General features: G+C 76.8%; 10 protein-coding genes. 6 read left to right on the top strand and 4 right to left on the bottom strand.

Annotated features, from left to right (window positions below; translation table 11 throughout):
- The first annotated feature begins 22 nt into the window (after nucleotides 1-22).
- The 3 genes from K1J57_RS26490 to K1J57_RS26480 all read left to right on the top strand — a co-directional run bounded on the left by K1J57_RS26490 (nucleotide 23) and on the right by K1J57_RS26480 (nucleotide 4,503).
- Nucleotides 23-2,977 (top strand): FAD-binding and (Fe-S)-binding domain-containing protein, encoded by a 2,955-nt coding sequence (locus K1J57_RS26490; RefSeq protein WP_220561434.1) that lies wholly within the window; start codon nucleotides 23-25, stop codon nucleotides 2,975-2,977.
- A gap of 56 nt (nucleotides 2,978-3,033) precedes the next feature.
- Entirely contained in the window at nucleotides 3,034-3,807 is a 774-nt protein-coding gene (locus tag K1J57_RS26485; protein ID WP_220561433.1) for a GntR family transcriptional regulator, read from the top strand.
- Between the two features lie 81 nt (nucleotides 3,808-3,888).
- On the top strand, nucleotides 3,889-4,503 hold the full coding sequence (locus K1J57_RS26480; RefSeq protein WP_220561432.1) for a YHS domain protein: 615 nt from the start codon (nucleotides 3,889-3,891) through the stop codon (nucleotides 4,501-4,503).
- Here K1J57_RS26480 and K1J57_RS26475 read toward each other — a convergent pair.
- Together K1J57_RS26475 and K1J57_RS33735 are read right to left on the bottom strand one after the other, a co-directional pair.
- Nucleotides 4,466-7,411 carry a BTAD domain-containing putative transcriptional regulator gene (locus K1J57_RS26475; protein WP_220561431.1) on the bottom strand — a complete coding sequence of 982 codons (2,946 nt, stop codon included), beginning with the start codon at nucleotides 7,409-7,411 and terminating at the stop codon, nucleotides 4,466-4,468. The genes K1J57_RS26480 and K1J57_RS26475 overlap by 38 nt on opposite strands.
- 157 nt (nucleotides 7,412-7,568) lie before the next feature.
- Entirely contained in the window at nucleotides 7,569-7,883 is a 315-nt protein-coding gene (locus tag K1J57_RS33735) for a hypothetical protein (RefSeq protein ID WP_255646619.1), read from the bottom strand.
- A gap of 331 nt (nucleotides 7,884-8,214) precedes the next feature.
- On the opposite strand from K1J57_RS33735, the gene K1J57_RS33730 reads away from it, so the two are divergent.
- Both K1J57_RS33730 and K1J57_RS26465 read left to right on the top strand, forming a co-directional pair.
- Nucleotides 8,215-8,529, top strand: coding sequence for a hypothetical protein (locus K1J57_RS33730; protein ID WP_255646618.1), 315 nt, complete (start codon nucleotides 8,215-8,217; stop codon nucleotides 8,527-8,529).
- Nucleotides 8,530-8,570: 41 nt separating this feature from the next.
- Nucleotides 8,571-9,032, top strand: a complete 462-nt coding sequence (locus tag K1J57_RS26465; RefSeq protein WP_220561430.1) for a GNAT family N-acetyltransferase — start codon at nucleotides 8,571-8,573, stop codon at nucleotides 9,030-9,032.
- A 75-nt stretch (nucleotides 9,033-9,107) separates the two neighbouring features.
- On the opposite strand, the gene K1J57_RS26460 is transcribed toward K1J57_RS26465, so the two are convergent.
- A complete protein-coding gene (locus K1J57_RS26460; RefSeq protein ID WP_220561429.1) occupies nucleotides 9,108-9,860 on the bottom strand; it encodes an SDR family oxidoreductase in 753 nt (250 codons plus the stop codon).
- 101 nt (nucleotides 9,861-9,961) lie between these two features.
- Here K1J57_RS26460 and K1J57_RS26455 point away from each other — a divergent pair, with 101 nt between their 5' ends.
- Nucleotides 9,962-13,075 (top strand): BTAD domain-containing putative transcriptional regulator, encoded by a 3,114-nt coding sequence (locus K1J57_RS26455; protein ID WP_220561428.1) that lies wholly within the window; start codon nucleotides 9,962-9,964, stop codon nucleotides 13,073-13,075.
- Here K1J57_RS26455 and K1J57_RS26450 read toward each other — a convergent pair.
- Nucleotides 13,065-13,859 (bottom strand): peptidoglycan recognition family protein, encoded by a 795-nt coding sequence (locus K1J57_RS26450; RefSeq protein WP_220561427.1) that lies wholly within the window; start codon nucleotides 13,857-13,859, stop codon nucleotides 13,065-13,067. The two genes, K1J57_RS26455 and K1J57_RS26450, sit on opposite strands and share 11 nt — an antisense overlap.

Here is a 13,859-nt window from a genome sequence, read left to right as displayed (position 1 = left end):
ACACAGGAGCGATGGAGGCCACATGACCAGCACCACCGACACGACCGCCGCCGACGGGCTCGCGGGGGAGGCCGCGGACCTGCTCCGCAGGGAGGGGGTGACCGACGCGCGGTTCGACGACTACTCGCGCCACCTGTTCTCCCGCGACGCCAGCATGTACACCATCACCCCGCTGGGGGTCGTCTTCCCGCGCGACGCCGACGAGGTGGCCGCCGTGGCCTCGGTGGCCGGGCGCCTGGGCGTCGCCCTCACCCCCCGCGGCGCGGGCACGAGCCTGGCCGGCCAGACCGTGGGCGCCGGTCTGGTGGTCGACATGTCCCGGCACATGCGTGCCATCCTCGACCTCGACCCCGAGGCACGCCGGGCCCGCGTCCAGCCCGGCGTCGTCCAGGACGAGCTGAACGCGGCGGCCGCCCCGCACCGCCTGATGTTCGGCCCCGACACCTCCACCAGCAACCGCGCCACCGTCGGCGGGATGATCGGCAACAACTCCGCGGGCAGCGGCTCCCTGCGCTACGGCATGACCATCGACCACGTGCGCACCCTGGACGTGGTCCTGGCCGACGCCTCCCGCACCACCCTGGGGCCGCTCACGGCGGAGCGCCGCGCCGCCCTGGCCGCCCGCCCCGGCCTGGAGGGCGACATCCACCGCGGGCTGGCCCGCGTCCTGGCGGACAACGCCGACGCCATCGCCACCGGCTTCCCCGACTTCTGGCGGCGCGCCTGCGGGTACCGCCTGGACCGGCTCGCCCGGGACCCCGGCTTCGACCTCGCCCGGTTCGTCGTCGGCTCCGAGGGCACCCTGGCGCTGGTCACCGAGGCGCTGGTGGACCTCGTCCCCCGACCCGCGCGGACCGTCATCGCCGTCGGCCACTTCACGAGCGTGCCCGAAGCGATCGCCGCCACCGGGGACGCCCTGGAGCTGGACCCCGCCGCGGTGGAGCTGATGGACCGCACCATCCTGGACCTGTCCCGGCAGCGCATCGAGTACGCCTCGCTGGGGAGCATCCTGCGGGGCGACCCCGACGCCCTGCTGTTCGTCTCCTTCACCGGCGACGACGAGGCCGAGCTGGCCGACCGGCTGCGCCGGCTCGCCAAGGCGTGGAAGGCGAACGGCCACGGCTACCACACCCTGGAGGCGGTCACCCCGGCCCAGCAGTCCGCCCTGCTCAAGGTGCGCAAGTCCAGCCTGGGCCTGCTCATGGCGGCGGGCAGCGGCACCCGGCGCCCGCTGGCCTTCGTGGAGGACACCGCCGTCGACCCCGTGCACCTGGTCGAGTACACCACCCGGTTCAAGGAGATCCTGGACCGGCACGGGATGGAGGCGGGGTTCTACGGCCACTGCTCCGTGGGCTGCCTGCACATCCGGCCCTTCGTGGACCTGGCCGTCCCCGGCGAGGCCGAGCGGATGCGCGCCGTCGCCGAGGAGGTCCGCGACCTGGTCACCGAGTACGGGGGCGTGAACTCCAGCGAACACGGCGACGGCCTGGCCCGCAGCGAGTTCAACCGGAAGATCTTCGGGCCCGACCTGTACGCGGCGATGCAGGACGTCAAGCGGATCTTCGACCCGGACGACCTGCTCAACCCCGGCAAGATCGTCAACGCGCCCCCGATGACCGACCACCTGCGCGACGCCGCCCTGCCGCCGGCCCCGCCCCTGCGGACCCGGCTGTCCTTCGAGGTCGTGGGCGGCATGCGCGGGGCCGCCGACCGGTGCATGAACATCGGCCTGTGCCGCAAGACCTCCACCGGGGCCATGTGCCCCTCCTACATCGCCACCCGCGACGAGGAGCACGCCACCCGGGGGCGGGCCAACGCCCTGGTCAAGGCCCTGTCCGAACCCGACCCGGCCGCCGCGCTGGGCGGCGAGCGCCTGCACGAGGTCCTGGACCTGTGCCTGATGTGCAAGGCGTGCAAGAGCGAATGCCCGCTCGGCGTGGACATGGCCAAGCTCAAGAGCGAGACCCAGTCCCACTACCACGACGTGCACGGCGTCCCGCTGCGCACGCGCATCTTCGGCTCGGTCCGCACCCTGTACCGGTTGGGGTCGGCCACCGCCCCGCTCAGCGGCCTGCCGAACCGGTGGCCGGTGCTGCGCCGCCTCATGGAGCGGGCCACCGGCATCACCGCCCGGCGGCCCCTGCCGGCCTTCGAGCGCCGGAACCTGGTGCGCTGGTTCCGGCGCCGGAGCGCCCCGGAGGGCCCGGCGCCCATGGGGGAGCTGACGTTCCTGGCGGACTCCTTCGCCACCTACACCGAACCGGGGATCGGGCGGGCCGCCGTCGAGCTCCTGGAGCACGCCGGGTGGCGGGTCCGCCTGGAGAGCCGGGGCTGCTGCGGGCGCTCCAGCCTCTCCAAGGGCCTGGTCGACGACGCCAAGGCCAAGGTCGGCGGCCTCGTCGGGCTCCTCAGCGAGGGCTCGGCGGCGGGCACGCCCATCGTGGGCTGCGAGCCCTCGTGCGTGCTCACCCTCAAGGACGAGGCCGAGTCGATGCTGCCGGGCGACCCCCGGGTGGCCGACGTCGCCGGGCGGGTGCGCCAGGTGGAGGAACTGCTCACCGAGGCCCTGGACGCGGGCCGGATCGCCCTGTCCGCCGACTCCTGGCCCGCCGGTCGGCGTATCCTCTTCCACGGGCACTGCCACCAGAAGGCGGAGGTGGGTACGGGCGCCACGGTGGAGCTGCTGCGCCGCATCCCCGGTGCCGAGGTGGTCGAACTCGACGCCGGGTGCTGCGGGATGGCCGGGTCGTTCGGGTTCGAGGCCGAACACTACGAGATGTCCATGAAGGTCGGGTCCGACCGGCTCTTCCCCGCGATCGAGGCGGAGGGGGAGGACACCGTGGTCGCGGCCACCGGCGTCTCCTGCCGGCAGCAGATCGGGCACGGGACCGAACGGCGGGCCTGGCACCCCGTCGAACTGGTCGCGGTGGCGCTGGCGCCCCGGGACCCGGACGGCGGCGGCTCCGGGCGGCGGTGACACCGGACGGCGGGGCCCCGGCCGGGGCCCCGCGCGATCGAGACGAGGGAGGGACCATGGACCGGTCCACCGCGACCGGCACCGGCGCCGGAACCGGCGACCAGCGCATCGTCAAGCCGCCGAGCATGGTGGACCTGGCCGCCCGCTCCATCCGGCGGATGATCCTGGCCGGGGAGCTGCTGCCCGGCGACCGGGTCGTGGAGAACCGGCTCACCCGGCAGCTGGGCATCAGCCGGCCGCCCCTGCGCGAGGCCCTGCGCCGCCTGGAGCACGAGGGGCTGATCCGCCAGTCCCCGCACCGCGGCGCGGTGGTCACCCCCCTGACCCTGCACGACGTCTACGAGATCATGACCCTGCGCCAGCGGCTGGAGCACATGGCCGTCGAACTGGGGGTGCCCGTCACCGACCCCGGACGGCTGGAGCGCTGCCGCGCGGCGCTGCGCCGCATGGAGGCCGCGGCCGACGCCCTGGACGAGGCCGAGCTCTCGGAGTCCAAGTTCGAGTTCCACACCGCCGTGGTCGGCCTGTCGGGCCACCGGCGCCTGGAGGAGGCCTACCGGTCGATCCAGTTGCAGATGCAGCTGTGCATGGTGCTCAACCGGCACGCGCGGGCGCACCGCAACGAGACCGCCGCCAGCAACGTGCTGCGCCACCACCGCCTGCTGCGGGTCATCGAGGAGGGGGACCCGGGGGCCGTGCTCGCCGAACTGGCCCGGCACGGCGACCGGACCTTCCTCGACGACCTGCCCGGCGACCTGGAGGCCGGCAGCGAACAGGCCCTGGCCTGGCTGAAGAGGGAGCAGGCCGGGGGCGGCGGGACCGCTCGCTGAGGGGCGCCCCGGAGGCGGCAGGCGTCCGGCAGGGGGACGGCAGGCGGCCGCGGAAGAGTGCGCGGTGGAGGTGATCCAGCGATGATCTTCATCGAACTGTTCGTGCCCCGCGGCACCCTGGACGGGGACCGGCGCCGCCGGCTGGCCGAGGCCCTGGGCGACGTCACCCGGCTGGCCCGGGGCGAGGAGATGCAGGAGGGCTGGAAGCGGGTCATGGGCTCGCTGCTCCAGGTGGTGGTGCACGAGCCCGAGGTCTGGGTGGTCGACCAGGGCGTCGCCGCCGACGGGGCGCCCCGGTACGTCGTCCGGGCCCACGTCCCCGGGCCGTGGCGCAAGTCCATGGCGCAGAGCCTGGTCGAGCACGTCACCGAGGCCGTGGCCGAGATCGAGGACGACCCGCGCCGCCCCTACCGGGAACCGGTGGTGCAGGTCCAGGTGGTGGGCGTGGCCGAGGGCTCCCTGGGCGTCCTGGGCCGGTCCGTTGACTCGGACGGCATCGTGGAGCTGATGAACGAGCCCTACCGGGAGGACTACGAACAGGGCCGGGCCGTGGTCGATCCGCTCTGCGGGGTCTACGTGGTGCTCGACGAGAGCGCGGTCACCCTGGAGCGGGACGGCGTCCTGCACGGGTTCTGCTGCGCCGGGTGCCGGGACGCGTTCATCGAGAAGGAGGAGAAGGCGGCGGCCCGGGCGTGAGCGCGGCCCGCTCGCGGCGCAGCAGGGCGAGCGCCGCCTCCGGGGTCGGCGCGGCCCCGGCCTCGATCCGCGGGAGGTGGCCGGCCAGGGCGCGGGTGACCCTGACGACGTCGGGGTGCCCGTCGCCCGGCCCGCCGCGGACCACCCGGGCGGCCCCCAGCACCCGGGCCGCCCGCTCCGGGGCGCCGGCCAGGAGCAGCAGGTCGGCCACACCCACGCCCACATGGGCGAGCATCGGCGGATCCGCCATGGACACGACCAGGTCGAACGCCTCGGCCAGCCGGGCCGCCGCGGCGTCGGCCGCGCCGCGCGCCACCTCCAGGAACCCGGCGGCGGTCGCGTACAGGATGCGGTCCGGCGCCTGGGAGTCCCGCGCCAGGTGGGAACAGGAGTCCAGCAGCTCCCCGGCGGCCGCGAGGTCCCCCTCGTGGCGTGCCAGGTCCGCCAGGCACACGCGGGCGCGCGCCGCCCGCCGGGCGGACCCGCCCCCGGCGGCCGCCTCCCGGAGCTCGGCGCGGGCGGTCTCCGGGTCCCCGGCGTCCACGGCCATCATCGCCCGCCACACCGGCTCCCCGACCCCGAGCCCGCGGGCCCGCGCCAGGTGCCCGCGCGCCTCCTCCAACGCCCCGGCGGCCGAGCAGGCCGCGGCCAGGGACAGCGAGGCCGTGGCCGTCCACCAGGGGTCGCCCGCCTCGGTGAACCCGGCCAGCGCCCGTTCGAGGTCCGCGCGCACCCCCGCGGCGTTCCCGGCGGCCCCCTGGAGAAAGGACGACACCTGCCGCACCAGGCCCCGCTCCCACGGGTCGGGCGCGTCCAGGTGCGGGGCCAGCGCCGCTCCGGCGTCGATGAGCGCGCCGTCGGCCAGGGCGAGCAGGGCGGTCGCGACCGCCCCCTCGGGGGAGCCGTCCCCCGGAGCGGGGGCCGACCCGGCGGCCGGCTCCCCGGCGAACAGCACGTTCAGCAGGTACAGGGCGCAGGTGCGCGGCCCGGTGGGCCGCAGCAGCCGGGCGGCCGCGGCGTGCTCGTCCCGGACGAGCCAGAACAGCCCGAGCACCGACCCCAGCCGCTCGGCCGTGCCGGTGTCACCGCTTTCGTACGCCCAGGCCAGCGCGGCCACCAGGTCGTCCAGGCCGGCGGCCAGCGCCGCAGTCCCTTCCCGCTGCCCCGGACCGCGCAGCCCCGCCCCGAGGTCCTCGGCCACCGCCAGCAGGGCGGCGGCGTGCGCGGCCCGCGCCCCCACCAGCCGCCCGGCGGCGGCCAGCCGCTCCCGGCCGAACTCCCGCACGGTGTCCAGCATGCGGTACCGGCCCCCGGCGGAGTCCAGCAGGGAACGGTCCACCAGGGCGTACAGCGCCGGCGCGGGCACGCCCAGCCGGGCGGCCGCGCCCGCGGTGAAGGGGGCGGCGAACACCGACAGGACCTCGGCGGCCTCCCGCTCGGCCGGGGCGAGCAGGTCCCAGCTCCAGGCGATGACCCCGCGCAGGGTCCGCTGGTGCGGCGGCGCGGTGCGGTCGCCCCCGGTCAGCACGGCCAGCCGGTCGGTCATCTGGGCGGCCAGGTCCGCCAGGGGCATCGACCCCAGCCGGGCGGCGGCCAGCTCGATGGCCAGCGGCAGCCCGTCCAGCGCCCGCCACACGGCGGCGGCCTCCTCCGTGGGGGAGAAGTCCGGGTCGGCGGCCCGCGCCCGGTCGGTGAACAGCCGGCCGGCCGCCTCGGGCGCCAGCGGCGGCACCGGGAGGCGGGCCTCCCCGGCCACCCCGAGCGGCTCGCGGCCGGTGGCCAGGATGCGCAGCCCCGGGCAGCGGGCGGCCAGGTCGGCGGCCAGCCGGGCGGCCGCGTCGACCACGTGCTCGCACCCGTCCAGCACCAGCAGCGTTTCGGTCGTGCCCAGCGCGTCGGCCAGGGTCTCGACGGGGGAGCGGGACGGGCGCAGCCCCAGGGCGCGGACGGCGGCGTGGGGGACGTCCTGCCCGGCGGCCACCGGGGTCAGGGACACGGTCCGCACCCGCACCCCCGAGGCGGTCCGGGCGGCCTCGGCCGCGAGCCGCGACTTGCCGACCCCGCCGGGCCCGGTGAGGGTGACGAGCCGGTGCCCGGCCAGCCGTTCCCGCAGCCGGGCCAGGTCCGCCTCCCGGCCGACGAACGAGGTCAGCGGTGCGGGCGGCTCCCCCGGGACGCTCCGTGCCGGTTCGCCGCGCAGCGCCCTCAGGTGCGCCCGCCGGACACGGGGGCCGGGGTCCACGCCCAGCTCCTCCGCCAGCCGGGCCCGGTGCGCCTCGTAGGCGGCCAGGGCCTCGGGGGTCCGCCCGTCGTCGGCGAGCACCTCGATGAGCAGCGCCAGGGGCCCCTCCCGCAGGGGGCGGGCCGCGGCCAGCTCCTCCAGTTCGGCGGCGAGCGCGGCCGGGTCCGCGCCGGGCAGCGCCAGCGCCGCCCCGGCCCGGTCCTCGCGGGCGTCCAGCCGCAGCCCCGTCCACCGCTGCGCGACGGCGGCCGCGTAGGGCGGATCACCCGCGTCGGCCAGGGGCTCCCCGCGCCACAGGCCCAGGGCGCGGTCCAGCCTCCCGGCCGCGGCGGCGGGCCGCCCCCGGCGCAGCTCCTCCCGGCCCTCGCGGACCAGGCGCTCGAAGAGAAGGGCGTCCACGGCGTCGGCCGGCACGTCCAGCAGGTACCCGGCGGGGACCGAGCGCAGGACCGAGGGGTCGGGCAGGGCGCGGCGCAGCCGGGACACCGACGAGTGCAGGGCCGCCTCGGGGTGCTCGGGCGCCGCGGTCCACAGGGCGCCGATGAGGGCGCCGTGGGTCAGCGGCCGCCCCGCCTCCAGGGCGAGCCGGGCCAGCAGGGCCCGTGCCCGTGCCCCGCCCACGGCCCGCCCGTCCGCGCGGACCGGTCCCAGCACCCCCACACGCATGCCCGTATTCTCCCGCACGGGAGGAGGGCCCGTGCCGCGGGGGCCGGGGGCGGGCCCGGGGCGTGTTCAGCGGGTGCATTCGTGCGGCGCCCGGTGGGGCCGGACCGGGGCCGGCCGTCCGAGCACAGGCGACGCGGAATGATCCGCCGAACACGCCCTAGATCGTTGATGGGAAATCCCTGAACCCGCTGCGCGCATGGCGAAGGGCGTCGAGGATCAGAGTGTGACCAATGACCTTGACGCCCTTCTGACAGCACTCTACGTCCATCTCGACGACCATGTGCTCCCTTCGGCGAACCAGCGCCGCGGCCCGGGCCGCCCCCGAAAGCTCACCGACGCCGAACTCGTCTGTGTCGCCCTGGCCCAGGTCCTGCTCAGGTGTGACTCCGAACGCCACTGGATGCGGGCGGCACCGGCCCGGATCGGGCACCTGTTCCCCCGCCTGCCCGGCCAGTCCGAGTACAACCGCCACCTGCGCGATGCGGCCCCGGTCCTGCTCAAGGCCGCGATGTGGCTGGCCCGCTCCGTCCCGACCTGGTGGGAGAACCTGCGGTTGATGGACGGCACCCCGGTGCGGTGCGGGGCCTCTCGCGTGACGGTGGACCGCTCCGGCCCGGGCGAGGTGGCCGGGTACGGGCGGGACGTGTCCCACCACGCCTTCTACTGGGGTGCCAAGCTCGTGCTCATCACTACCGCGGAGGGGTCGGTGTGCGCGTTCTCCCTGGCCCACCCCAAGGAGTTGGACGAACGCAAACAGGCACTGCACCTGCTGCACGTCCGACCGTGCGCTCCGGGGTCGAGCGGTGATCGTGTGCGACAAGGGCTTCGCCGGGGTCGGTATCGAGACGGCGGCCGCCGGGTTGGGGTTTGCCCTGGTGCGTCCGGCGCTCAAGGGCGAATCCGTCGAGGGCCGGTTCCCGGGCTGGTTGCGTCAGAGGATCGAGGCCGTCATCTGGACGTTGAAGAACCAGCTCGGCCTGGAGCGCCACCAGGCTCGCACCAGTGAGGGGCTGTGGGCGCGGGTGTGCCAGCGCATCTGCGCGCTCAACGCCGCGATCTGGCACAACTGGCTGGTGGGTGCCCCGGTCAAGCGGTCGTTGATCGCCTACGACCACTGACCAGGACACATTTCCCCATCAACGATCTAGAGTGGTCGCCCATGAGCACCCCCTCTCTCCGCGCCGTGGAGATCACCCCCGACAACGTCCGCGCCGCGACCGGGATCCGGGTCCGCGCGGACCAGGACGCCTTCGTCGCCCCCGTCGTCCTCTCCCTCGCCGAGGCCTACGCCTCCCGCGCGACCGCCTGGCCCCGGCTGATCCTGGACGGGGACCGGCCCGTCGCCTTCGTCATGGCCGGTTTCGACCCCGACAGGGAGGACCCCGACCGCCGCTGCGGCATCTGGCGGCTCAACGTCGCCGGGGACGAGCAGGGCAGGGGCTACGGCCGCTTCGCCGTGCAGGCCGTCCTGGACGAGGCCCGCCGCCGCGGGCACAAGCGGGTCACCGTCTCCTGGGTCCCGGGGGAGGGCTCGCCCGAGGAGTTCTACCTCCGGCTGGGCTTCCGTGAAACGGGCCGGGTGGTGGGGGGCGAGACCGTGGGCGAACTCCTCCTGGAGTGAGCCTCACCCCGGGGCCGGGGCGCGATAAGGGGGACGCCGGGGCGGCGGTGGCCGTATCCGGCCACCGCCACCCGGTCAGTGCAGGCTCTGCCCCAGGCCGCCGTCCACCGGCAGCTCCACGCCGGTGGTGAAGGTCGCCTCGAAGCCGAGGAACAGGACGGCCCGCGCCACCTCGGCGATCGTGCCGTGCCGCTTCATCGGGGTGGCCTCGTCGCCGATCCGCCCCATCTCCGCCTTCTCGGCCTCGGTGGCGTTGGTGAACCCTCCCGAGGGGGTGTGGATGAAGCCCGGCGCGACCGTGTTCACCCGGATCCCGCGCGGCAGCAGCTCCGAGGCGAGCACCCGGGAGAACGCCCTCACCGCGGCCTTGGTCCCGCTGTACACGCCCATGCCCGCGGTACCCGTCAGGTTGGTCACCGAGGTCGTGAACACGATCGACCCGCCGTCGGCCAGCAGCGGCAGCAGCCGCTGCACGGTGAAGAACGGGCCCTTGGCGTTGATCGAGAACATCCAGTCGTAGGACTCCTCGGTGGTCTCGGCCACCGGACCGAGCCCGGAGACACCGACGTTGACGTGCAGGAAGTCGATGCCCCCCAGGTGTTCGCGCACGCTCTCGGCCAGGGCGTCGGTGTCGGCGAGGTCGGCGGCGTTCGCCCGCACCGCGTGCACGGCCGGGCCGAACCTGCCGCGCACCTCCTCCAGGTTCTTCTCGTTGTTGCCGGTGAGCAGCACCCGGGCCCCGCCGGCCAGCAGCTCCTCGACCACGCCCAGACCCATGCCGTGCGTACCGCCGATGACCACGGCCCGGCGGCCCTCGTAGACGCCCATGTCGTCCCCGTTCGCTCGTGGGGCGGCCGGTCGCCGCCCTCGATGGGACCACGGTGCCCGCGGCCGCCACGGGTGCCCTACGGGAACGCTACGGTTGACGCATGCGCGTGGGGGTGTTGGGTCCGCTGGAGGTCCGGGCGGGGGACGGGAGCCCCGTCGCGGTCCCCGACACCCGGGTCCGCGCCCTGCTGGTGCTCCTGGCGCTGGCCCGGGGCCGGGTGGTGTCCGCCGACCGGCTGGTCGCCGACCTGTGGGGCGAGCGCCCGCCGGCCCGGCCCGCGGCGGTGCTCCAGGCCCGCGTCTCCCAGCTGCGCGGGGCCCTGGAACGCGGCGAACCCGGCGGACGGGCCCTGGTGCGCCACCGGCCGCCCGGCTACCTGCTGGAGGGCGCCGACCTGGACCTGGACCGGTTCGAGGACCTGCTGGACCGGGCCCGCGGGGCCGCCCCGCGCGAGCGCGCCGACCTGCTCTCCCGTGCCCTGGACCTGTGGCGGGGCCCGGCCGCCGCCGGGTTCGCCGAACTGGACGGGGTCCGGGAGGACGCCGCCCGCCTGGAGGAGCGGCGGCTGACGGCGCTGGAGGACCTCGCCGAGGCCCGCCTGGAGCTGGGCGAGCACGCCGGGCTGGCCGACGACCTGGCGGGCCCGGCCCGCGAGCACCCCTACCGGGAGCGGCTGCACGCCGCCCTCCTGCGCGCCCTGTACGCCGCCGGACGCCAGGGCGAGGCGCTCACCCGCTTCGAGGAGCTGCGCACCCGCCTGGCCGACGACCTGGGGGCGGACCCCGGGCCGGAGCTGACCGCGCTGCACCGGGCGGTCCTGCTCCAGGACCCGGCGCTGAAGCGGGCGCCCGCGCCGCCCGCCGGGAACCTGCCCGCCCCCGCGGCCGAGCTGGTCGGGCGCGACACCGAGGTGGCGGCCGTGCGCGGCCTGCTGGAACGCCACCGCCTGGTCACCGTCACCGGGCCCGGCGGGGTGGGCAAGACCAGCCTGGCCCTGGCGGCGGCCCGCGGCACCGCCGACCCGGCCCTGCCGCTGGACCTGGCCGCCCTGGACCGGGACCCGTGCGCCGCGCTGGCCACCGCCCTGGGCGTGCGAGACGGGGAGGGCGACCTCACCGGCCGGATCGCCGCGCGGCTGCGCGGCCGCCGCGCCCTGCTGGTCGTGGACAACTGCGAGCACGTCGTGGACGAGGTCGCCGACCTGGCCTCCGTCCTGCTGGCGGCCCTGCCCGACCTGCGGATCCTGGCGACCTCCCAGGTCCCCCTGGCCGTGGCGGGCGAGTACCTGTACCCGCTGGCGCCCCTGGACACCCCGGCCGACGACACCCCGGCCGCGCTGGCCGCCTCCCCGGCGGCCCGCCTCTTCCTGGCCCGCGCCGACGCCGCGGGCGCCCGGCCCGGCACCGACCCGGGCACCGTCGCCGCCGTCGCCGCGATCTGCCGCCGCCTGGACGGCATCCCCCTGGCCCTGGAGCTGGCCGCCACCCGGCTGCGCCACCTGGGGGCCGTCGAGCTGGCCGCCCGCCTCGACGACCGGTTCGCCCTGCTGGGCGGGGGCCGCCGGGACGCGCCCGCCCGCCAGCGCACTCTGCGCGCCGCCATCGACTGGAGCTGGGACCAGCTCACCGGCCCCGAGCGCGCCCTGCTGTCCCGGCTCGCGGTGTTCGCCGACGGCTGCGACCCGGCCGCCGCCGAGGAGGTCGGCGAGGGCTCCCTGGACCTGGTCGGCGCCCTGGTGGACCGGTCGCTGGTCGTGGCGTCCACCCGCCAGGAGGGGACGCGCTACCGGCTGCTGGAGTCGGTGGCGGTGTACTCCCTGGAGCACCTGGCCGCGGCGGGCGGGGAGCACCGGGCCCGGGCCCGGCACGCCGCGTACTACGCCGGCCTGGCCGAGGGGGCCGACGCCCGCCTGCGCGGCCCGGGCCAGGCGGAGGCGCTCGCCCTGCTGGACCGGGAGGAGGCCAACCTGCGCGCCGCCGCCGACTTCGCCGTCCGGGACGGCGACGCCGCCACCGCCCTGCGCCTGGCGGTCGCCCTCACCTGGTACCGCTACCTGCGCGGCCGCACCGCCCTGGCCCGTACCGCCCTCGACACTGCCCTGGCCCTGCCGTCCCCCGCCGACGGCGCCGCCGGGACCGCCGGGGAGGGGGAGACGCGGGCGCGGGCGACGGTGCTGCGGGCGGCGCTGGCCAGGCCCGCCTCCGACGACGAGTGGTGGCACGACGACGCGGACGCCCGCCTGGACGGGGTCGCCGACCCCGCGGTCCGGGCCCGGCTGGCCTGGTTCGCCGCGTTCACCCGGTCGGGACTGGGGGACCCGGCAGCGGCCGCGGCCCGGGTCCGGGCGGCGCACGCGGCGGCCCTGGCCGCCGGGGACCGCTGGAGCGCCGCGCTGGCGCGGGTCCTGCTGGCGCTGGCGGCGTTCGGGCGGGGGGACCTGGCCGCGGCCCTGGCCGACGGCCGCGCCGCCGAGGCCGACCTGCGCGACCTGGGGGACCCCTGGGGCCTGCTCCAGGCCTTCGACGTCCTGGCCCAGACCGCCGAGGCGCTGGGCGACCTGGACGAGACCGCCCGGCTGCACGCCGAGGGCCTGCGGATCGCCGAGGACCTGCGGCTGTGGCGGGACGTGTCCCGGCACGCCTCCGGACTGGGGCGCACGGCCCTGCTCACCGGCGACCTCGACCGGGCCGACACCCTGCACGAACGCGCCCTGCGGCTGGCCGAGGAACAGCACGACACGGTCGCGGCCCAGTACGCCGACGCGGGCATCGCCCTCACCGCGCGCCGCCGGGGCGACCTGGACCGCGCCGAGGCGTCCCTGACCCGGTGGCTGGAATGGAACCGGCGCACCGACGGGCACATCGGCGCGGCGTTCCTGCACACCCAGCTCGGCTACATCGCGGAGCAGCGCGGCGAACCCGCCCGCGCCCTGGAACTGCACGCCCGCGGCCACGAGCACGCCCGGCGCAGCGGGGACCCCCGGGCCCTGGCGCTCGCCCTGGAGGGCGAGGCCGGGGCGCGCTCCCTGGCCGGGGAGCACGCCGCGGCCGCGGACCTGCTCGACCGGGCCGCCGCCCTGCGCGCGAGCGCAGGGGCGCCGCTGGCCGGGATCGAGCGGTGGGACGTGGAACGCGCCCGCGCGCGCCTGGCGGCGCACACGGGCGCGGGTGGAGGGGACGGTGAACGGGGAACCGTCCCCGCGGTCAGCGGGTGATGTCGTCCGGGCCGTGCGCGGGCCCGTGGTCGAACTCCCGCCAGGGCTCGTCCGGCACCGGCGGGTACGAGGGCCGCAGGTCCGCCGGGACCGGGCGGTCGGCGGCCGCCTCCACGCCCCGGGCGGCGAGCAGTCCCGCCACCGCGTCGCGCAGCTCCGGCAGCATCGCGTACAGCACGTCGCCGGGGCAGGCGGTCGCGTTGAAGTCGCGGTGCCCCAGGATCGCGCTCCGCGGGTTCAGCCCGTAGGCCGCGCACAGCCACGCCAGCGTCTCCACCAGGGAGTCCCGCAGCGGAGCGGTCGGCGCGACCGAGGTGTAGGTGCCCTCGTTCTCGATGCCGACGCACGTGCTGTTGTTGCCGGCGACGTGCGCGCCCACCACGTGCTGCCCCGCGGCGATCGCGGGCAGGGTGCGGTCGCGGCCCTCCATCACGTGCCCGCCGCGGCTGATGGTGAGCTGCTGTCCCGTGTCCGCCCAGCCGTTCGTGTCCATGTGGTGGTTCTGGATCGCCCGGGACAGGGAGTAGGCGTGGGCCAGCGAGTGGTCGGTGCTGTTGGCGGTCGCGGTGTGGTGCACCACGATGTACAGCGGCGGGGAGGCCAGCACCTGGACCGGGCTCGACGGGGGCCGCGCGCCCCAGGCCGCGCGGCCGTGCACCGAGGGCGCGGCCGCGGCGGGGGAGGCGGGGCCCAGCAGGGCGGCACCGCCGAGGACAGCGGCGCCGGTGGTCAGCGCGGCGCCGCGCAGGACGGCGCGCCGACCGGGTCCGTGGGGGTATGACAT

It is taken from the genome of Nocardiopsis sp. MT53 (genome assembly GCF_019598965.1).
Taxonomy (GTDB): domain Bacteria; phylum Actinomycetota; class Actinomycetes; order Streptosporangiales; family Streptosporangiaceae; genus Nocardiopsis; species Nocardiopsis changdeensis.
This window is presented reverse-complemented; position numbering and strand designations above follow the sequence as displayed.